Below are 21,362 nucleotides of genomic sequence, written 5' to 3' on the forward strand. Positions count from 1 at the left end.
ATCAGGCCGGAGATTGGCTGCGATTGCGCGCGATCAGCTGGGTGACGATGACCGGCGACGCCACGGCCAGAGCGATCAGGTCAGCCGTCAAGCTAGGCGCGACAAAGATCACCCCCGCAATGGCCATCAGAACACGCGAAGCGATATTCAACGGCTTCAGCCAATACCCGACCACAGCTGCGGACAGGGCTATGACACCGGCGATACAGCTGGTGGCGGTATAGGTGAATTCCCACAGGTTGAACCCGGTTGAGGATACAAACAGCAGAACCGGAGCATAGACAAAGGCCATCGGTGCGATCACTTTGCCCAACCCAAGGGTAAAGGCGGATAAACCAGTTCGGAACGGATTAGAGTTCGCAATCGCCGCCGCGGCATAGGCCGAGGTGCAGACCGGAGGTGTGATCTCGGACACCACACCGTAGTACAGCACGAACAGGTGGCTTGCGATTGGTGGAACGCCCAACTGCGCCAGCGCAGGCTGCGCCACAGAGACCAACATGATGTAAAGCGCTGTGGTAGGGATGCCTGCGCCCATCAGGATGCAGACGATAGCGATGAATACCAGCGAGATGAACAACTGTAGGTCTTCCATCGCAAACAGCTGGAAGCTGCCAAACGAGATCATGTTGTAGAGATCTGCCGCCAGATTTCCTGCGCCTTGTGTTACCATGAACCCGATGCGGAACCCGATACCAGTCGTGTTGATCACACCGACCACGATGCCCACGGCTGCTGCAGCAGCACCAACGGCCAGCGAGTATTTCACACCCAGTTCCACTGCAGCCAGCATCTCGGGCACTTCGATGCGCTTTTGCGGGTTCAGCGTTGCGATCACGGACAATCCGCACAGGATCACGGTCATGTTCAGATCGAAGCCGCCATCCGAGAATTTCCATAACACAAAGGCCAAGAACGCGACTGCGTAGATCAGTGTCGGAGGTTGTTTCAGGCGTGACATGCCCGCGATAACAGCAAGCGAGATGCCACAGAAGGCTGACATGAACGGCGTGTAGCCGGTAAACAGGACCACAAGCAGACCGATCAGGGGCACGATATTAGCCCAACCTTCCGCCCAGACGGCCTTAAGTTGCGGCAACTGCTCCTTGGCGAGACCTTGCAGGTTCAGCTTGCGCGCCATCAGGTGCACCACGGCAAAGACGCCGACATAGTGCAGGATCGCCGGGAAGATCGCAGCGATGACAATGGTGGTATAGGGAACTTCAAGGAACTCGGCCATGATGAAGGCGGCGGCTCCCATGATCGGCGGAGTGATCTGGCCACCAGCCGAAGACGCGGCCTCGACACCACCCGCAAAATGCCCGGGGTATCCAAGGCGCTTCATGTTGGGAATTGTCAGCGCGCCGGTCGAAACGGTGTTAGCCACGGAAGAACCCGAAATCGTGCCGAAGAAGGCTGAGGACACCACCGACACTTTTGCCGGACCGCCAGTATAGCGCCCCGCCAAAATAGTGGCGTTGTCTATGAAGAGTTGCCCCAACCCGGTGCGTTGAGCGATCACGCCGAACAGGACAAAGTGGAACACGATAGTCGAGACGACCCAAAGCGTAACGCCATAGATACCTTCCTGCGGGAAATACATCGACGACACGAAGGTCTTGAAATTCACACCGGGGTGTTGAAGCAGGCCCGGGAAATAGGGGCCCAGCAACGCATAAGAGATGAAGACACAGATGATCAGAGGCAGCACCCATCCCAGCGTGCGACGAGCGATGTCCAGCACCAGCAGGATGATGACCACGCCTAGAAAGACGTCATAGCCGTTGGGGTTGCCCATCCGGAAAGTCTGTTCTTCGATCCCGAGAAACGGGATCCCGCGCCACGCAAGCCCGACATACAGAGCGGCAAGAATTCCCAGCGCCATGAATACCAGATCGTAGAGAGGAACATTACCGATCCGGAACCGGCTGACCTTGAGGGCATAGAGGCTTTTGGCTCCGACAATCGGAATGGTGGCGTAGACCAGTATGAACAGCAGGGCGAGGTAGATGCCCATATGCCAGTGATCAGCTGGCAGGCCGAACCCGGCTGTGAAAAATTCGTAAAACGCAAAGATCAGGGCAACGACGCGCAGTGCCTTGCCCATTGTGGGCGTAACCTGTCGTACAGCGGCGCCTTCGTCGAACTGTTCCTCGATCGCGGCCAGTTCTTCGGCCGTCAGTTCGTGGTCATCAAGTTGCTGGGTCTCGGACATGATGGCCTCCCTGTATTTTTGGTGCTCTTTGAGAGTGCGATGCCCCTTTTCAGGGCATCGCTTCTGCAGCTCAGTTCACTGAGTGTTGGATTAGAGAAGACCAGCTTCTTTGTAGAACTTCTCGGCCCCTGGATGCAGCGGAACGCCCAGCGCTTCGACGCCGTCCAGCGCCGTGTCGGGCGTGATCTGCTTGCCTTTGGCGTGGCCATTATCCAGCAGCTTGCGAGTGTTATCGTTCCACAACGCCTTGGTCAGCTGATAGACCAGATCGTCGGATAGGTCCGAAGAGACAACCAACATCGCGCTGACCGCAGGTGTCTTGGTTTCAGCGTCGATGCCTTCATAGACACCACCCGGAATGGCCGAGGGGATGTAGGCAGGAATGATCTCGTTGATCTTCGCCAGATCTTCGTCGCTGAAGGAATGCAGGTTCATGCCCTTGGTCGAAGACAGTTGAACCATCGCGGCGACCGGCCAACCTGCGGCATAGAAATAGGCATCCAGCTGACCGTCGGCCAGACGCTCAGCGCTCTGGCTGTTGTTCAGCTCGGCTTCGTCCATATTGTCACGGTTGACGCCCCAGGCATCCAACATCTGCAGAACCGCAACCTGCGTGCCCGAACCAGCCTGCGCGATACCAACGCGTTTGCCTTCCAGATCGCCCAGATCACTGATCGTCTGGCCAGCTGGCAGAACCAGATGCAGGTCCTCAGGGAAGAGGTTGGCTACGATACGAAGTTTGGGGTGAGGCTTGCCCTCAAACTTGCCCTCGCCCAGATACATCGAGCGGGTGACGTCGGCTGCAGCCAGACCGGCCTCAAGCTCTCCATTCTGAACAGCGGCGTTGTTGAAGACGGACGCCGTGGTAGATTGTGCAATCGCAATCAGACCCGGAACGCCACATTGGCCGCCTTCTTCACACGGACGCGAGCCCGGAGGGGCGGAGATACCGTTTGCGATGGTGCCGCCGATGGGGAAGTAGGTTCCGCCTGCACCACCGGTCCCAATGCGGAAAAAGGTTGGGTCCTGCGCCAGAGCAGGAGCGGCAAGCGCGCCTGCCAGTGCCAGTCCGGTCAAGCATTTCACAAATTTCATCATCATCTCCCTTGTAGAATCGTCAGATTCGGTTTGGCCGAATTTCGATCCTGCAAGCGTAGTGGCAATTTTCATAAATACAAATTTGTTATATTTCACAAAACTAAAGTTTAGCTTATGTAATGTCTATGAACCTGACACAACTCACCGTCTTTCGCGAGGTGATGGAGACCGGCTCTATCTCTCAAACCGCCAAGAAACTGAACCGCACTCAGCCCGCGATCAGCCTAGCCTTGAAGAACCTTGAAAAGGATCTTGGCCTGACACTGTTCGAGCGGAAAGGACGACGATTGGTACCTGTTCCGGAAGCGCATTATCTTTTAGCCGAAACCGCTGGTATTCTGGACCGCCTTGCGTCGATTTCCAGCACAATGGAGGGGCTGATCAAAGGGCATTCCGGCAGCCTCAATATCGCTACAATGCCGGGCCCGTCCGCTTTTTTGTTCCCGCGCTTCATCAGCCAATCAGTCGGTGAAAACCCCGAGATACGCATCACATTGTCAACGCGCAGCTCGCCCCAGATTATGGAACTTGCGGGGACGCAGAATATAGATTTCGGCTTCGCGGACTTCGAGCACTCGGCCGGAAAAGAGCCTCAGTATTCTGCCGAACTGATCCGGGCAGATTGTTTTTGTGCCGTTGACCGTGACAGCCCGCTTGCTTCCCGCAAGATCGTATCCATTTCCGATCTTGACGGGGCTCCAATGGGGGGATTGCATGCCACGCATCCATTCCAAAGAAAAATCCGGCAAGAGTTTCAGGATGTTTCTGCTAACTACAATCCAACAGTGACCTGTCAGTACTTTCTGCCGTTGATTCCCTTTGTGAGCTCAGGTCAGTGCTGTTCGATCGTAGATCCGTTGACTGTAGCGACTGAACGAGAACTAAACCTGTCCAACGGAAAGGTCGCGTTTCTACCTTTCAAAAAACCGCTCAGATACGAATACGCGCTCCTTGAGCCAGACCACCGACCACCGTCCCAATTGGCTTTGAAGATCAAGGCGGGGTGGAAAGCCGAAGTGGTAAAGATGTTGGAAGAGGTGAAAGCAAACCCTGATGTAGTAGGAATACATGAAGCGAGAAACTAACGGAACAAACAGCTTTGGCGTTGCAAAACGATACTGTTGAGAGGGAGTTTCCGAATTTGGATCTATTGCGGTAGGTCAATGAATGCCTGCAATGGGCCGACCGCCGAGCTTTGCAAAATCCCCTTTAGTGCGCGTTGGGGTCATCGAGGCACCATGCAGCATCAGTCGCTTTGGGCTCTTTGCAGACCTCAGAGCCAGCGCAACATCTTGTCGGCAGATCCGTCTAGCTCAGACAAGGACGGCCCGTTCCGGACGTTCATCGCATAGCCTCTATGCTGCGGCCCGGCCCGTCAAACCCACCGTGCGCTGCACACGTAAAATCAGCGGGCGAACAAATTCACTGACCGTGGGACAAAGCTGCCGTTTACCGTAATGTCCTCAATCTAATTTGCCTGCATCCGATCAGCGTTGAATGGTGGCGAAATTAATGAGTTAGGAACCGAGAATAGGGTTTTAACTGAACTCTGCCGCTATACTGGCGAGGACAATTCAGAAGCCCGGTTGTCGGGCTCCAGAGGAACACGCACGGAGCCTGCAAACCGAACGAGCATGTTGAACCACCCCATGACCCATATTGCTTTAGTGGCATCGTTTCGCCCATATCGGTCAATCAATTTCTCCAATGAGTTTCTGCTTATCACAACCGATTTAGTGATCTCATCGCAAATTTCGCACAAAGTTGCAGTCCATCCATCGAGCGCGCTCAGATCGTTTCCAACAATTGCGTCGATATCACGCTGGGTTAGCCCCGCGTTTTTAGCGAATGCGATATGTTGTATCAGGACGTAGTCGACGCTGCAAAGTGCCGCGATGCGCAAAGCCATGACTTCTCTGTCAATTGCCGGAAATTGTGCATCATCGAACATCTCGGACAAGATCGCTGAAATTTCGCTGAGCCAGCCCGTTCTTCCCAGCATCCATAAAATGTTGAACTGCGACATTTTCTCAAGCAATTCAACGGTTTTGGCGTCCACACCATCAGGATTATCAATTGTCGGTACGGGCAACATGGATACTACCTTTCAATCAATCTACGACTGCACCATAGCATTTGAAGCCTCAATGACGGCCAGGTCAACCAAACGGATTGGGTGCCGTCCTGGTTCGCTTTGGGCTCATTGCTGTCGTTGGAGCAAGCGCAGCATCTTGTCTTCAGTCCTGCTTGACTCAGGACAGGACGACCCATTGCCGACCTTAGCTGCTCCTTCGGAATACTGCGGTGCGTCACGCCAAACCAGTCGTTGGCTACAGATGAAAATCCGCGCGATTGACTGACACTAGACGGGACTTTGAGTGTGCACGTGGGCCGGAATGCATTCTTAACTCTTCGCCACTTCAGCTTCGTAAGCGCTGATCATCTCATGACCGGTCATGAAGAAGGACGACTTGGAGACTAGATCGGTTATTCCATAGCGCTTGAGTTCCGTCTTTAACGATGGCTCGGCGAATAGAAACACGACGTTGATACCGCGTGCACGGAGCTTTTGAACAGTTGACTTCAAAACGTACCCGGCCGTGTAGTCGATGCCATCGATTGCGGATGCATCGATGCATAACCAGCGCGTCGGATCCTTGATCGCAGCGATGACATCTGTGACCTCGTTCGAAAATCGCTGTGCGTTTGCATAGTACATTCCGTGCGAGAAGCGGTAGATAGTCAGCCCCGGTTCAAATTGGCTGGGTTTGTCTAGGGATTGTGTTAGCCATTCGCCATCTGACGCCTTGGTGATCACGGAGTTCTTGGGTCGATAACCCTTTCGCGTGTGATCGATCAGCGAAAGAACCATTGCAAAGATGATGCCCTGTTCAACTCCGACGGCGACGACAACCGCAGCGGTGCTAATCGCGATCCAGAACTCGGTTGGCGCCTGGACGAAGATATCCCGCAATCCTCGATGGTCGATCAGCTTTAGGCCAATCAGGAATACGATAGCGGAAAGCACCGCGTTGGGTAAGAACGCGAGCGGCTGTGTCAAGAACAGCAGCACCAAAAGCACGACCAGAGCTGTGGTTAGTTGCGCTATTTGGCTTTGGCCTCCGGAACCGGCAACCATCTCGGTCTTGGTCGGGCTACCGTTGACGACGAATGTTGCACTGAAAGCCGCGCCAATATTAGCGATACCCAACCCGACAAGATCGGTATTTTCGCTGAATTTGTCCCCGTAGCGCATCGCATAGGCGCGGGAAGTGGCAGCACTCTGTGCGAGGATGACAACCAGTATCGCAATCGCTGTCGGCAGCAGCTGCTTGAATGTCATCCAGGTCCAGTCGACATCCGGGATTGAAAGCGATGGCAAACCACCGGGCACGTGGCCAAGCAAGGCAATACCATACCCTCCGAAATCAAAGTTCCAACTGAGCCCAATGATCCCGATTACAGCAATCAAAGGCCCCGGGATTTTGGGAGACAGGCGCTTGGTTCCGATGACAATGAACAAGACTGCGGCCGCAATCAAAAACGTTGCCCAATTAACCTGACCCACGTTTTGATAAGCGCTTGAGAGTTTTTCGACGACGCCATGGCCGCTGGTTTCAATACCAAACAATCCAGGCAATTCGCCCAGCGAGACCTGTACTCCGACACCGGTCAGAAATCCGACGAGCACCGTCCGTGACAGAAAGTCTGCCAGAAATCCAAGACCTATGATCCGGGCCGCAATCAGCAGAATGCCGGCCATCAACGCCAATAGCGACGCCAGCGCCATATATTCGGAAGGGCCACTCACAGCCATTCCGGCCAAGGCCGATGCGGTGATGGCAGCGGTCGCTGAATCTGCACCGACAACAAGATGGCGCGAGGATCCGAAAACCGCGAACAATGTCATCGGAATCAGGATCGTATAGAGCCCGGTAATGACCGGGGTTCCGGCAATTTTTGTGTACCCCATGACCTCGGGTATTGCGAGACATGCAAAAGTCACGCCGGCAAGAACTTCCATCGGAAGCTTCGCTGTATTAATCGGCAGGATTCCTTGCAGGACCGGAAGGGATAATCCGCGAATGCGGGGTGTTTTTTCAGGCATTCAAACGCTGCACCTTCGAATTAGAGTGGTCGCTGCTCGGTGGTGGAAACTATTTCTCGTGTTCGCGCGCGCGTTTTTCGGCGGCATGAAATTTCTTACGAATTTCTTCGAGGTCAACAGTCGGCTTCGGAAACTCCATATTCAAAGATTCCAGATATTCGCTGACAATCCGGGATACGGCCAGATTGCGGAACCACTTGTGATTGGCCGGAATGACAAACCAGGGCGCAGCGTCAGTACTGCACCTGGAAAGCGCCGCTTCAAAGGCCTTGGTGTAATCGTCCCAAAGCGGGCGTTCGGCATAGTCTCCTTCGCTGATCTTCCAATGCCGTGCGGGATCCTCCAGTCGTTCACCAAACCGGCGCAACTCTTCTTCGGGACTGATGTGCAAGTAAAACTTCAGAACATGCGTTTCGCTATCGCGAAGCAGCGCTTCGAATGCGTTGATATGGTCGTATCGCCTTACCCAGACGTCTTTGGGCACCAGATCATGTACCCGGACGACAAGAACATCCTCATAATGCGAGCGGTTGAAGATCGCGACCTGACCCTTGGCGGGTGTGGCTTTGTGATAGCGCCACAGAAAATCATGGGCGGCTTCTTCTTTGGTGGGAACCTTGAAGCCGCTGACGTTACAGCCCTGCGGGTTCATCGCTGCGAGGACGTGATTTATGGTCCCGTCTTTTCCGGCGGCATCGCGCCCCTGCAGGCAGATCAAAAGCGAGCGTTTCTTCTCGGCATATAGAAGATATTGAAGCTCGCTGATCTTTTGTGCGTAAGCCTCGATCTCGGGCAAAGCGTGCTGATGGTCTTCGTGCTTGTCCTTAAAATCGGCATCAATGTCGTCGAGATTGATCTTGCTGCCCGGCTTTACTCGAAATTTATTGAAGTAATGCATGAATCAGCCTTCCTATGCGTTTCACGCTGTATGGTGCGCCGCATTATGAGAGTCCTGTAACCGGCGCATCATACCCAGCTTTGTCAGATCAAGAATAACTAACCAGATCAGCATATAAACCCAGACCAGACCGATCACGGTCCACGGAATTTGTTCGACAAACCAACCGAAACCGCACAACGCGACGGCGATCGCTTGAGTACCGATAACCGCGATCAGCAGCGGGCGCGCGGGCCAGGGCCGGGCAAAGAAAGCTCCCCTTGATCGGACAACGAACAATAAAAGATGCCCACCCGCCGCAAGTTGCAGAAACAAGACCGTCTGTATTTGTTCTTGTGTCAGCGAAATCCATGACTGCAGAGACGTGCTGTTGATCCAGTGCATCCCAATCAGCAAGAGGCCAAAGGTCTGAACGATTGAAAGCAGCCCCATCAGACTGGCGCCAAGCAGAATGCGCCGCATGTCCCATCGGACGGGTTTCTTCGGCAGGTAGGTGTTGTCGTAGGCGATTGTCATGATCGGCACATCATCAAGCAGCGCCAGCATGATAATCATGATGGGCGTCAACGGAGAAAAACCGAATAGTATCGTCGCCATTACCACCACGAACATAATGTCCAGCGTCATGGCGACCCGGTAGACGATATAGTTCAGGATTCTCTCGAATATACGCCTTGCTTCTTCGATGGCATCAATGATGGTTGACAGTCCAGGCGCCGTTAAAACCAAGGCAGCGGCGGCGCGTGCAGCGTCTGTTGCCCCACTGACCGCAACCCCACAATCGGCCTGCTTCAGCGCCGGGGCATCGTTCACACCATCTCCGGTCATTGCCACGACATGTCCGCGATCCTGCAGTGCCTTGACGATGGCGTACTTATGTTCAGGAAAGACCCGGGCAAACCCATCCGCCCGTTCAACGTTTTGCGCAACTTGCTCTGGCAGCTGACTCATGTCCATGTTGGATGTGAACAGGTCCGAGGCCGCCTGAAGATGCGCGCCCATGCCTAGTTGGGCGGCGATCTGGTCGCCAATGGCCACGTCATCACCCGTTACCATTTTAACGGAAAGCCCATGTTCCTTGGCTCGCTGAATCGTCTCTTTCGAGTCATCACGCGGCGGATCGTAAAGCGACAGAATGCCCAGAAACGCCCAGGTTTTCCCATCGTCATCTGATCGCGCGACGCCTAGAGCGCGCATCCCTTTTGACGCAAGGCCTTCGACGTCATCTTGCGCTTTCCTGAGCAATTCAGACTCTAGCTCGCACAGGTCCAAAATGACCTGCGGCGCCCCTTTTGTATAGCTTGTAGATTTGCCGTCCGGGCCAGTTATGACCGCCTGGGTTCGTTTGGAAACGGGATCGAATGGAACAAATTTAACCTGCTTGTATTTGGACAGAGCGCTGGAATCCGACAGCCCTGCGATCACGGCCGCATCAATTGGATCGTCGCCATCAAACTGCGAAGCCAGTGCGCCCGCCTGAACAAGCTCTTTTGGATCATTCGCACCGAACAACACAGGATCGCCCAAGCTAAGCTGGTTCTTCGTCAAGGTTCCGGTCTTGTCCGAGCACAATACATCAACGCCGGCAAGTTCCTCGATAGCCTCCAATCGCGAAACGATTGCCTTCTTCTTGGAAAGGTTCATCGCGCCCAATGCGTTCGTTACTGTCATAACCGTCGGCATTGCCACAGGAATCGAAGCGACGAGCAGCGCCAGAACTGTTCTTAGGATGTCCGCGGCCGAAGACCATTTCCAAGAATGATCAACGATAATGTCGCGGTAAAGTTCGGTACCAACCAGAAGGAAGGCCAACGCGATTGACAGGATAATCAGGAAATCACCGATATGCGTGACGGCGATCTGTGAATGCGAAGCGCCTTTACCCGCGCCCGCCACAAGGCTTGCAGTTCGCCCAAAAAAGGTATCGGCGCCCGTAGCGATCACCACAGCGCTCATTTCGCCCTTCTTCGCGATACTACCGGAATACCCTACGTCGCCCACCGCCTTGGATACCGGAAGAGATTCGCCCGTCAGCGCTGCCTGGTCGATGCTGACATAGTCGCCGTCAATGAACCTAACGTCGGCCGGAATGACGTCGCCAAGCTTAACGCGCACTACGTCGCCCGGAACGACCGTCGCCGCATCAATTTGTGAGAACTTTCCGTCTCGCAGGACCATGGCTTTAGGGGCCATCCCCGCCTTCAGCGCCGCCAACGCATCCGCCGCCTTGCGTTCCTGCCAGAATCCTGACGCCGCGTTGTAGGCCAGCAAAACAAGGATGATGATGAAGTCTGACCAATGTCCGATCATTGCCGAAAGGACAGCTGCGGCCTCGATCATCCAAGGGATCGGCCCCCAAAGATATCCGAGCAATCGCTGCAGATCGCTGACGTGTTTTTCAGCCAGCTCGTTTCGCCCATATTGGCTCAGCCGATCCGAAGCCTCTGCTGAACTGAGGCCGTTACGAGTTGTCGAGAGATCCTTTAATACTGTCTCCAGGTCGACCTTCTCGAGCCCCGGATCTTTCTTTTGCGAAGGTTTAGACTGTGCCAGCATCTCTCTCACCCTGCAGACAAGCTAGCCCAAAAACAGCTTGCTTCGCAATTGGTTACACAGATCTGCAATTTGCTCAGTAGCGCTGCTAGCTGAGCGACCATGTTTCGCCAAGCCTTTTCAGCATTGAAGTCTGGCGGAAACTCTTAGTCTCACACAAAATCGCCTGACCACCTCAATAGGCAAGGTGATTGCGGTGGTCGTAACCCAAATTGCCCAAGGGCGTCTTCAAACCCGAAACTTGAGAACGTGGAAAACAGGCCGACCGGAAATAGCCCTATCTAAGGGCTTGCGTTAACCAGCTCTCAGATAAGGGATTGAGCCAGCGATGTCCGTGTCGTCGATGACGCGGAAATTCGAGATGCTTCCTGACTGCCGGGCCTGACCGTAAGGCGCGTAAGCAGGATCGGTCGCAAACCCGTCCAGTGCGGCGCGGGATGGAAATTCAAGAATAGCGATCAGAGTACTGTCTTTTGCCTCACCTTCGAGCGTTTCGATGTTCCCGCTGCGCGACAGGTAGCGGCCACCATGTTTCTCGACCAGCTTGTGGACGTTTGAGGCATAATCCGGGATCCAGCTTTCGTCCGTGACTATGATGTCTGCAATCAGATAAACGCTCATATCTTGTCTCCTCTTCTGTGGCGAACCGGTGTGGTAACACCAAGCATTTCGACGTTGCCCGAAGCGACAGACGCTCAGCTAGTCCTGGAACTGGAGCGGGTGATACAGTTTCTGGACTAGATGCATGTAGTGGTGCCGTTAGAGTGTGGATGAAAGAGCCAAGGGAGACGTCATGACACAGGCCGGTTACAAGCAGTTCTGCCCGCTCGCCATGGCCGCCGAAGTGCTCTGCACAAGGTGGACGATGGTATTGATGCGTGAACTCATTGCGGGCTCCACACGGTTCAACGACCTGCGCCGAGGCGTGCCCAAAATGTCTCCGACATTGCTTTCGCAACGGCTGAAAGACCTAGAAGCGTCAGGAATTGTCGAAAGAAAGCCGGTGCCCTCGGAACGGGGTGTATTCGAATATCACCTGACTGACGCCGGGCGCGATTTACGCGAGGTAGTTGTCGCGATGGGAATGTGGGGTCAGAAATGGGTCGAGTCGTCGCTTTCCTTGAAGAATCTCGATCCGTCACTTCTGATGTGGGACATGCGCAGGAACCTGAATCCCGAGCCGCTTCCAAAACAGCGTACCGTAGTCCAGTTCCTGTATCACGACCTGCCCTCAACAAAACGGGACTGGTGGTTGGTGATCGAGCCCGCAGGTGAAGTTGACCTTTGCTGGGCCGATCCCGGCTTTGAAATCGATCTTTATATATCGACAGACCTCAGAACCATGACGGCAATCTGGATGGGATTGACGGATATGTCTGCTGAGCGCGACAAGTTCGAGTTCACGGGTTCGAGCGAAATTTCTTCGACGATGCAGACATGGCTTGGACTAAGCCCCTTTGCCGTTCAGAAAAAGCTCGTATCTTAAAGGAGTTGGGATGTCTGTTTCGGCCACGTTGACTTGATCTACGTTTCAATTGAACCGGGTTGGATGGATGCAGATCGCAACAACTAACCTGCCATTGAGATTGCGACATTCATGCCGCGCGTCAACGTGTTGCTTACCATGCAGTTTTCTTTGGCGCGCTTAATGATGCTTGCCGGGTCAGATCCGTCATCGGTCGTACAATGAACAATCATTCTCGCATCTGTAGCCACAAGAGGTTCACCACTCAGGTCAAGTGAAACGTCAACCGTCACTTCTGCAAGGTTGACGCCAAGTTCTTCAGCCACATAACGCAGATCGTTGCAGAAACACCCACCCAAAGACAGGGCAAGAAGCTGGGCGCCGTTGAAGCCAAGCCCTTGCCCACCAGCTTTCCCCTCAGGCCTGTCGGCAACAATTGTGTGGCCTCCGGCCCAACCAACTGCGGCCTCTGTGCCGGGGATGTTTCGCAGTTTTACGTCAACCTGCATTTCTCACCTCCGCTAAATGGCAGACTTAATGCGGTGTCAGCATACTTTAAAATGGAACCTTCAGGTCAGATTTAACGCGAAGATCAATCTCATCTGACATTCAATACCTGCGCGTGGAGTATCGTGAGTGTCTGCCCGAATTGCTCTCAATACCTCAAGAATTGCGTTGGACGCTTCAGCCAACTTTGACCCAGATATCACCTCGTATTGGCCCGGTTTGGGAAATCTTGTTGACTCGCCGATAAATGGCAACTGCACAAAACCACCAGTTTTGCGGGCAGTGAGTTTACAGAAACCTAGCCTATTGACGCATTGGGTGCCGAGGGCAATCTTGGGTTATGGAACGGCCTAGGACACAATATGCCAAGGCAGGTGATATTCACATCGCCTATCAGGTTTTCGGGGACGGACCGATTGATCTGCTATGGGCACAAGGTTGGGCAACCCATATCGAATACGCTTGGGAGAGTCCGGACTATGCACGATTTCTGACGAAAATCAGTCGGTTTGCGCGGGTAATTTTCTTCGACAAACGCGGTGTGGGCATGTCTGATCGGGATGTCGGATATCCCACTCTTGAGGAACGTTCGCTGGACATCAACACGGTGTTGGACGCTGTAGGTACCGAACGGGTTGCGATCTTTGGAATGTCAGAAGGTGGTGCGATCTCCAGTGTTTTCGCAGCCACCTACCCCGAGCGGGCGAGCCATCTCATCCTAAACGGAAGCCGCCCTCGATACAAATGGGCGCCGGACTATCCGCTTGGGCTAAAGCCCGATGAATTGGAAGATGCGATAAAGCACTTTAGCGGTTACGCAGACGGCGACTTCATCGGGCTGGATGGCGCTCCCAGCATTTCTGATGATCCGGCGGCTCAACGTTGGCTCGATACCTATTTTCGGTATGCCGCTAGTCCCCGCGCTTTGATGAAGTTGTCGCAGATGAACTACAACATCGACTACCGGCATGTTCTCAAGGCGATTCAGACCCCTACTTTGGTCATGCATCGCGAGGGAGACCGATGGTGCGACGTGGGCCACGCGAGATATCTGGCCGACAATATCAAGGGTGCAAAGTTGCGGATTTTGCCAGGTGAAGACCACATCGCCTGGTACGGAGACCAAGATCAGGTGGTTTCTGAAATCAGGGCATTCGTGACCGGCGAAGCAGCCTCGGCGTCTGCTGAGAGAACATTGCTCACTTTGGTTTTTCTTGATCTCGTTGCTTCAACCGAACGCCTCACAATGATGGGTGATGAACGCTGGCATAGTTTACTGGATCAACTTGACCAGATTGTACAACGTCGCGTCGCTGCGTTTGGGGGAAACACAATTAAGTATACGGGAGATGGCTACCTTCTATCCTTCCGTGGGCCCACAAGTGCTTTGGATTGCGCACAAATTCTACGCAACGACGTGTCGAATATGGGATTAAAAAGCCGAACGGGAGTTCACACCGGCGAATGTGAAATCAGGGGAGAGGATTTGGCCGGCGTCGCCGTACACGTGGCGGCACGACTTATGGGCGAAGCTGGACCTGATGAAATTCTGACATCTCAGACGGTCAAAGACCTGACACTGGGATCAGATCACGACTTCTGTGAACTGGGGCGGCGAGAGCTCCGAGGCACCAGCGGAGAATGGACCCTCTTTGCCGTCGCAAATTGATGGTTCGTCAACCGTGCGACATAGGGTTGGCGAGGGTACGTACTGTGCTTTGCACCGCCGTCGGTCCTGATGCAGCGTCGAAGCCTGTATTAGTTTGAAAACCCTACAGTTCGACCTCGGGCAAGCTTTGACTTGTGAACCTGAGTAGCGACGCCGGCCGTCATACCGGAGCATAGTTTTCAGGCTAACCTGATCCGTCCCATCTGAGTGATCTAGTTTGAGTACTATTGCAGCTGAACAATAAATGCGGACACTCAGCCAATCAGGCCAATCCAATCATGTTCACCGCGTATGCAATATCAGCGTTTAGAGAATGGTCAGCAACGACAATAAAGCCGACACCGCTTTAACCAAACCATGTCCGCTATGCGCCAATAAAACCTTCTACCTCTGGCGCATCTTCCTCAAGGTATCGCGGCCCGGGACCGTTAGCACCGATTTTGTCGTCAGGATTGACCAGCTTGCAGGTATCCATCGACAAGCAACCACACCCGATGCAGCCTGCCATTCCGTCTCTCAACCGCTGCAAACGTGCGATACGGTCATCCAGTTCTTCGGTCCATCTGGTTGAGAGTTTTTCCCAGTGTTTGACTGTCACCTTTTCTTCGGGCGGCAGAAAATCCATTGCTTCGGCAATTTCCCGAAGCGGTATGCCCGCCCGTTGCGCCACCTGGATAATGGCGATCTTTCGCAAAACAGTCGGAGAATAACGACGGTGGTTGGCGTCGTTACGTACCGACGCGATCAGCCCTTTTCGCTCGTAGAAGTGCACCGCAGACACAGCGATGCCGCTGCGTTCAGCCACGTCTCCAACCGTCAGGCCACCTCTTCGCTTCATCCTGCAACCCTCGCGTTCAACCTATTGACCTCAACTTAAGTTGAGGAAGTAGCAACGCAAGAGCAGGCTCGAATCATCGGGCAGAAAACACGGAGATTGAAATGTCGAAACAGAAGCCAGCCTACCTTGTGGCCAGTTCGTTTATGCCTGAGGGCCACGGGGCGCTTGACCCCTACGGTCAGGCCACGCACCCCATTATGGAAAAGTGGGGAGGAGAGTTGATCGTTGCAGGTGAGACCGGGCAATTTATGGATCATTTCGAGGGTGAATGGAAAAAAGACGCCCGGTTCACGCTGTTCAGGTTCCCCTCGATGGAGGCGCTGCAAGGCTTCTGGAATTCGGAAGAGTATCAGGCCGTCAAGCACCTCAGAACGGATGTGATCCCCCCAAATTTTACGTTTGCAGTTGAGGGTTTCGACGCCGAAGAATGGGCCGAGCAAAACCCGGATCACGCTTACGTACAAAAAGACTGAACACCAATTTTGAGCGCGGAGCGAACAATGACGACAGCCGTAGACCACAAAACAGAGGCCGGGTGGCAGGAAATTCTAAGGGGAGAGTTCTCAGCAGCGTCCGCCGTCCTTGCGGCTGGCATAGCACTTCATGCGGTGAACATTACCCTTTCTGCCACAATGCTGCCTTCCATCGTGGCAGAGATTGGTGGGCACAGCCTTTACGCCTGGAACGCGACGCTTGCGACGCTTGCAGCGATCCTCAGTGCAGCCGTCACTGGGAAGCTGTTAAGGCGCACAGGTGTGCGCCTTGGATTTGGGCTGTCCGGGCTTGTCTTCGCGACTGGCAGCCTGCTTGCCGCATTGGCGTGGACCATGCCGATTTTGCTGGTCGGTCGGGTCATTCAGGGTGCTGGCGGCGGGATGCTGTTCACGCTCTGCTATTCGATGATCATCGTCGTCTATCCGGAACGCCTGTGGTCGCGGGCGATGGCGCTCTTGTCCGGAACGTGGGGGATCACAATGCTGTTTGGTCCAGCTATCGGAGGCATCTTCGCCGAGCTTGGCATGTGGCGCATGGGATTTGGGATCATGCTTCCGATCACGGCCTTGTTTGTCGCTCTGACCCTAAGGCTACTTCCTCGTAGTCAACAGGATCATAAGCCGACCGAGCGAATTGCATTCGGGCAATTGGGGTTACTTGCAGGGTCAGTCTTGGCGGTTTCCCTTGGCAGTATCGCACCATCTATCACATGGGCGGTCGCAGCTGTACTTGCGTCTGTCTTGCTTTTGCTGACTCTGATGCGCCGCGAACTGGTTCAGACCGTGCGACTGTTCCCGCGCGGTGCCACCGTCCCTGGAACACCGCTTTTTCTGGCTATTTCGGTCATGGCGCTTTTGATTTTCTGTATCAATGCCGAGTTCTTCATGCCGTTTTATCTGCAACGGCTGCATGGGCTAAGCCCGCTAATGGCAGGCTACGTGGCGGCTTTGGTTTCCATTGGATGGGCGGCGTCCGAAGTTTACTCCGCACGCTTTACAGGTCGAAAGATGCACCAGGCGGTCCTCGCCGGACCAATCCTGATGATGGCTGCCTGTGTGGCGCTTGGCACGGCCACGCCGATGTTCGGGATCGCAGGACCGGCAATGACGTCGCTGTTGTCCGTCGCCCTGATTGTTCTGGGTGTCGGCATCGGCTCCGGTTGGCCTCACCTCAACACATTCATCTTGCAATTCACGGATGAAAACGAACGGGACATGGCCGCATCTGCCCTATCTACAGTTCAGATGTTTGCAGTTGCGTTTGGCACTGCCGCGGCTGGTCTGGTCGGCAACTTCACCGGATTCAACGACGCTGGGAACCTGACGACCATAGCCAATTCCGCAGTGTGGCTGTTCGTGACTTTCGGGATGGTCGCCGGGGTTGCAGTTCTTGCCAGCCGCGCCTTGATAGCCGGGCAGAAGGAGTAACAGGATGGAACAACTATTCCCGGGCCTTTGGCAAGCACCGCATGAATTGCGCCTTGAGACATTGAAATCCCATGCCAATCTTGTTCAGCATCCTGAAGAACGAGAATAGACCAATGTCGCCGAAAGCACAGCGTCACCACTCTTTGGTCGAGGCTGATTTCGGCGAAATGGTTTGCCACGAAATCAATCAAGGTGCGCATCCGATGCGACAGGAAAGCTGCTTCCAGGCGAAGAAGAAAAATGCCACCGCCCCCAATGCAAAATTGAAAAATTGGGGGCGGTATCAGATCAATTCGAAAGTTGATTCAGTTCAGTAAAAATACGGCAGGTTTTTCTTTTTTGCGACCTCTACCCAGTTCGGCACGAATGGCACGATCTTATCTTGTGACGGCACCATGATCTCAATGAAATTCGCCCCGGGATTGGCGATCGCGTCGCGCAAGGTTTCTTCGATCTCATCTTCCGACGTGATGCGCGTGGCTTCGAACCCGAAGGATTCCGCCAGCTTCCGATAGTCGACCCCGCCAAAATCAGTTGTCCATGGCTCGTCGACATCATCCAACAGGATTGCCTCACCACGAATCCATCCGAATGTATCGTTTCTGGTCAGGATCACGGTGATGTTCTTGCCGCTTCTGCGAAGAGTTTCCAAATCGCCAATTACGAAGCCAAATGACCCGTCGCCGGTAAAAGAAATGACAGGGCCTTCTGATGCGTAAATCGCGCCCAGACCGGCAGGTATCGAATACCCCAACGCACCCATGGAATAGTTCGTGATGTAACGTCTTCCGGCCTCCCGGACAGACAACAATGCTGACGGGTAGATCGCGCTGACCCCGGGTTCGGACGTAACAACTGCATTCGACGGCAAGATCTTGTCCAATGCCTGAGACAGCTTGACCGGAGAAATGACACCCTCGGGCATTGGGATGTTGGAATTGAAAACCGCATCTAGAGCAGTGCGTTTGACCGGGTTGAGGTCTACCTCTGGTCTCGTGAGGTCAGGATGGTTCTTCTTGATCAGCTCAACCATGTATTCAAGGCTGGCCCGTGCATCCCCGACCAGTCCTACTTTGACCGGAAAGTTGTTGCCGACATGCGCTTCGGCGATGTCCAAGTGGATGAATGTCTTGCTGTAGGGATCTCCGTACAGGCGCCAGTGATCGGTCGAACTCGAATCCGTATTGGTCCCGACAAAGAACACCAGGTCCGCATTTTTGACGTAGTCATTTGAGTATTCCATCCCCCCTCTTGCACCGATCACGCGCAATGCAAGCGGATGGGTTTCCGGAATCGTACCTTTTCCTGCCGTGGTCGTGCCGACCGGGATTTGCAGAAGCTCGGCAAGCTCCAGAAGTGTTTCCGAAGCTTTTGAGATCAGCCCACCCTGCCCGGAAACGATCACAGGGCGTTCCGCCTTGAGCAACAGGTCAATCGTTTCCTTGATCTTGCTATGATCAGCGACCGGGCGATGCGCCGGATACGTGCTGTAGTCGGGTTCCGCATAAAGGTCGTCAATTTCCGCCTCATCGTGGAAAACATTGATCGGCACGCGGATGTGGACCGGTGCGGGCCGACCGGATGTAGCGACGCGAAATGCCCGGCGGAGGAGAAACGGAATTTCCTTGGGGTTGGTCACCAAAAAGGACTCTTTACAGATGCTGTCGTAGAGAGCGGTTTGATCGACCCCGGTTAAACCGTGTTTCTTGTCCTGATTGATAGGGATATCCGAGCTGAAAAATATGACCGGGACAGAGCTCAAATATGCCTCGGTGATACCCGGAGAACAATGCGTGACACCCGGGCTTGGGGCTTCGAGAACGGCGGGTCGGCCGGTAATTTTTGCATAAGCCTCGGCCGCGAAAGACGCGGTTCTTTCGTCGCGGGTCAGCACGTACTCGATCGGCGACTGCTTGCCCCATTCCTTGTACCAGCCGATTGTCGTCTCACCGGGCAGTCCAAAGACGTGGGTAACACCGTGCAGTTCAAGCATTTTCAGAATGACCTGAGCGCCATTCATTTTTTGGGTCTCAGCCGGTTTCATCTTGGATTCCTTTGTGTGAGAGAAATCTGTATACAGAGTTGTGGACTTACTATTATACAGATATCTGTTCAGTCAATGCATGAATGCACCGACGGCATAAACAATCCCGATCGATGGCAGGCACGGCTCGTGGTGTGGAGGTGATGAATTTTCCCAGGCCGATTTATCCTTGGCGCTCATGCTGCACAGAACAGTCGTGGTGAATGCTTCTGCGCGTCCGGAAAAAACTGCCAGGATGATCTGTGAGCCCGCGCCTGCTTAACCAGGGTTTCTTAGATGAACTTCTGACCGGGTGATCGCTGCAGCAACAGCGTCACCCATCAGATCCGTCATTGCGAAAGATGGATGCATGAAATCCTCAGGAGAGGCGTGGATCATCCAGCTCCAGCGGAAAGCGTTTCGGCATCAAACCCGCCTGAAACCAGGACACGAACGAATGTATCGAATAGACCGGCAACCCGGTTAGCTTTCTGACGTCTGCAGCATAAGGAACCATATTGGTGCATTCGAGCACGATAGCGCCGATATTCTCGTTCTTCGTCACCAACTCTTGCGCAGCATCCAACATGTCGAGCCGACACTTTTCGAAATCTATTTCCAAATGGCTGTCAAGAATTCCACGGGTGAATTCCCGGCCATTGTCGGTTCCAACAATTGGCGTGTCGAGCGGAACGTTGGCGGCGTTGAGGTGCGCCTCCGTCAGGGTCGACTTGGAAATCGTGATCACTCCGACTCGCCGTTCCGGCGGCAGCAGGACCTGGACCATTGGCACTTGCATCAGTGACGATGTCGCGACGGGCACGCCGACAGCTGCTGCGACTTCTTCCTGTATCAGGGACAAGAAACCGCAATTTGTGGTGATCCCGTCAACGCCGCTTTCGACCAGTTCACGCGCCGATGCGATGAAGGCTTCGGTCAAACCACGCGCGCCGTCGCGCACGACCCGATCGGGTGAGGCCCCCCGTACCAGCCGGTACTGAACCGGAAAATCCCAACTCAGCGCATTGCCTATATCTCCGGGAATTCGCGGGAATGTTGCGTCAAGCATCAGAATTCCGACTGAGGCGCCGTATATGCCTTTTCCACCCTTCAGGACAGTCATCAGTAGTTCCTTTGTTTTGTAGTCACAGCCGAGTACTTAGTTGGGTACGTAAAGCTGTGAAAATGCTTGCCGCACTGCGGCGGTAGTTTCTTCAATCCGGCGGCCGATATGATTGCGCAGAGCCAAAACGGCCTCATCTTCATTTCTTTGCGCAAGCGCATCCAATATTGCGACATGGTCCGCCCGGGTCCGCGCGCGCCGTATTTCCATATCGATAAACCGTACATAACGAATACGGGCATTGATGTTGGAAATCTGACGTTCAAGTTCCTCGTTCCGGGAAAGGCGGACCAGTCCCAAATGGAATTCTTCGTCCACATCTACCATTTCGGCGATGGAGTCTGTTGCCATGTAGTTGTCGTCACCACGTTTGACGTGTTCGGAAAGCGCCTCAATTTCCGCATCTGACGCACGCTGCACCGCTAGGCGCAAAGCCTCGCTTTCAATCGCCACGCGGGCCTCATAAAGCGCCTGAATCTTTTCCGGGCTAAGCGACCGGCAAAAAAACCCACGGCCGTTTTCGAAGTTCAAAAACCCTTCGGCGACCAATCGGTTCAGCGCTTCACGAAGTGGTGTTCGGCTGGCACCCAGAGATTTGGAGAGCGAACTTTCGTTGACACGCTGGTCTGGCTTGAATTCAAAATTCGTCGCCATTCTGCGCACTTCATCATAGATTTTGTCAACGCTGCTTGAAAGCTCACTCATATCGTCTCTCCGAGCAAAAGTTGCATTCAATTTGGTACACAGCGCTTCCTACACTCACATTGCACATATGTACATGCATCTCACATATGTACACGCATCCTCTGATGTCAGTTGTTGCATGACCTGAAAAAACTCACTGGAAAGTTCGGGAGCCATGGCAAACGCACGGGCAATTCCAACCCGTCTTGCGTTCGCCTTGAGACCTTCTCTGGCAAGCCGGATGCTCAAACACCGAAAT

The 21,362-nt window shown here is 54.1% G+C and carries 18 protein-coding genes; 6 read left to right on the top strand and 12 right to left on the bottom strand.

The window, feature by feature from the left end:
- Position 1: 1 nt before the first annotated feature.
- Both ACR0D6_RS04450 and ACR0D6_RS04455 read right to left on the bottom strand, forming a co-directional pair.
- Positions 2-2,215 (bottom strand): TRAP transporter permease, encoded by a 2,214-nt coding sequence (locus tag ACR0D6_RS04450; protein ID WP_480764611.1) that lies wholly within the window; start codon positions 2,213-2,215, stop codon positions 2-4.
- Between the two features lie 90 nt (positions 2,216-2,305).
- On the bottom strand, positions 2,306-3,310 hold the full coding sequence (locus ACR0D6_RS04455) for a TAXI family TRAP transporter solute-binding subunit (RefSeq protein WP_170651118.1): 1,005 nt from the start codon (positions 3,308-3,310) through the stop codon (positions 2,306-2,308).
- 128 nt (positions 3,311-3,438) lie between these two features.
- Between ACR0D6_RS04455 and ACR0D6_RS04460 the strand changes: the two genes are divergently transcribed.
- Positions 3,439-4,398, top strand: a complete 960-nt coding sequence (locus ACR0D6_RS04460) for a LysR family transcriptional regulator (RefSeq protein WP_480764612.1) — start codon at positions 3,439-3,441, stop codon at positions 4,396-4,398.
- A 470-nt stretch (positions 4,399-4,868) separates the two neighbouring features.
- Here the strand turns inward: ACR0D6_RS04460 and ACR0D6_RS04465 are convergent, their stop codons facing one another.
- The 5 genes from ACR0D6_RS04465 to ACR0D6_RS04485 all read right to left on the bottom strand — a co-directional run bounded on the left by ACR0D6_RS04465 (position 4,869) and on the right by ACR0D6_RS04485 (position 11,493).
- Positions 4,869-5,408 carry a carboxymuconolactone decarboxylase family protein gene (locus tag ACR0D6_RS04465; protein ID WP_480764613.1) on the bottom strand — a complete coding sequence of 180 codons (540 nt, stop codon included), beginning with the start codon at positions 5,406-5,408 and terminating at the stop codon, positions 4,869-4,871.
- A gap of 309 nt (positions 5,409-5,717) precedes the next feature.
- Entirely contained in the window at positions 5,718-7,337 is a 1,620-nt protein-coding gene (locus ACR0D6_RS04470; protein ID WP_480764614.1) for a SulP family inorganic anion transporter, read from the bottom strand.
- A gap of 133 nt (positions 7,338-7,470) precedes the next feature.
- Positions 7,471-8,319, bottom strand: a complete 849-nt coding sequence (locus ACR0D6_RS04475) for a polyphosphate kinase 2 family protein (protein ID WP_480764615.1) — start codon at positions 8,317-8,319, stop codon at positions 7,471-7,473.
- A 21-nt stretch (positions 8,320-8,340) separates the two neighbouring features.
- Positions 8,341-10,875, bottom strand: a complete 2,535-nt coding sequence (locus ACR0D6_RS04480) for a plasma-membrane proton-efflux P-type ATPase (RefSeq protein WP_480764616.1) — start codon at positions 10,873-10,875, stop codon at positions 8,341-8,343.
- Between the two features lie 291 nt (positions 10,876-11,166).
- Positions 11,167-11,493 (bottom strand): DUF1330 domain-containing protein, encoded by a 327-nt coding sequence (locus tag ACR0D6_RS04485; protein ID WP_480764617.1) that lies wholly within the window; start codon positions 11,491-11,493, stop codon positions 11,167-11,169.
- Between the two features lie 172 nt (positions 11,494-11,665).
- Between ACR0D6_RS04485 and ACR0D6_RS04490 the strand changes: the two genes are divergently transcribed.
- Positions 11,666-12,358, top strand: coding sequence for a winged helix-turn-helix transcriptional regulator (locus ACR0D6_RS04490; protein ID WP_480764618.1), 693 nt, complete (start codon positions 11,666-11,668; stop codon positions 12,356-12,358).
- Between the two features lie 83 nt (positions 12,359-12,441).
- Here ACR0D6_RS04490 and ACR0D6_RS04495 read toward each other — a convergent pair whose 3' ends face one another.
- Complete coding sequence (locus ACR0D6_RS04495; protein WP_170651132.1) at positions 12,442-12,846, bottom strand: OsmC family protein; 405 nt, start codon at positions 12,844-12,846, stop codon at positions 12,442-12,444.
- 338 nt (positions 12,847-13,184) lie between these two features.
- Between ACR0D6_RS04495 and ACR0D6_RS04500 the strand changes: the two genes are divergently transcribed.
- Positions 13,185-14,513 carry an adenylate/guanylate cyclase domain-containing protein gene (locus ACR0D6_RS04500; protein ID WP_480764619.1) on the top strand — a complete coding sequence of 443 codons (1,329 nt, stop codon included), beginning with the start codon at positions 13,185-13,187 and terminating at the stop codon, positions 14,511-14,513.
- Positions 14,514-14,877: 364 nt separating this feature from the next.
- On the opposite strand, the gene soxR is transcribed toward ACR0D6_RS04500, so the two are convergent.
- Positions 14,878-15,351 (bottom strand): redox-sensitive transcriptional activator SoxR, encoded by a 474-nt coding sequence (soxR, locus tag ACR0D6_RS04505; protein WP_480764620.1) that lies wholly within the window; start codon positions 15,349-15,351, stop codon positions 14,878-14,880.
- Positions 15,352-15,452: 101 nt separating this feature from the next.
- On the opposite strand from soxR, the gene ACR0D6_RS04510 reads away from it, so the two are divergent.
- From ACR0D6_RS04510 to ACR0D6_RS04520, 3 genes are all read left to right on the top strand, one after another.
- Positions 15,453-15,824: a DUF1330 domain-containing protein gene (locus ACR0D6_RS04510; RefSeq protein ID WP_170651135.1), complete on the top strand. Its 372-nt coding sequence runs from the start codon at positions 15,453-15,455 to the stop codon at positions 15,822-15,824.
- 27 nt (positions 15,825-15,851) lie between these two features.
- A complete protein-coding gene (locus tag ACR0D6_RS04515) occupies positions 15,852-17,273 on the top strand; it encodes an MFS transporter (RefSeq protein ID WP_480764621.1) in 1,422 nt (473 codons plus the stop codon).
- Between the two features lie 113 nt (positions 17,274-17,386).
- Positions 17,387-17,590: a hypothetical protein gene (locus ACR0D6_RS04520; RefSeq protein ID WP_480764622.1), complete on the top strand. Its 204-nt coding sequence runs from the start codon at positions 17,387-17,389 to the stop codon at positions 17,588-17,590.
- On the opposite strand, the gene ACR0D6_RS04525 is transcribed toward ACR0D6_RS04520, so the two are convergent.
- From ACR0D6_RS04525 to ACR0D6_RS04535, 3 genes are all read right to left on the bottom strand, one after another.
- The gene (locus tag ACR0D6_RS04525) at positions 17,584-19,317 is read right to left on the bottom strand and encodes a thiamine pyrophosphate-binding protein (protein WP_480764623.1); all 1,734 of its coding nucleotides are present in this window, start codon (positions 19,315-19,317) and stop codon (positions 17,584-17,586) included. The two genes, ACR0D6_RS04520 and ACR0D6_RS04525, sit on opposite strands and share 7 nt — an antisense overlap.
- A 358-nt stretch (positions 19,318-19,675) precedes the next feature.
- Positions 19,676-20,419, bottom strand: coding sequence for an aspartate/glutamate racemase family protein (locus ACR0D6_RS04530; protein ID WP_170651138.1), 744 nt, complete (start codon positions 20,417-20,419; stop codon positions 19,676-19,678).
- A gap of 36 nt (positions 20,420-20,455) precedes the next feature.
- Entirely contained in the window at positions 20,456-21,124 is a 669-nt protein-coding gene (locus ACR0D6_RS04535) for a GntR family transcriptional regulator (protein WP_170651139.1), read from the bottom strand.
- Positions 21,125-21,362 lie beyond the last annotated feature (238 nt).

It is taken from the genome of Ruegeria sp. BJ6, assembly GCF_056537885.1.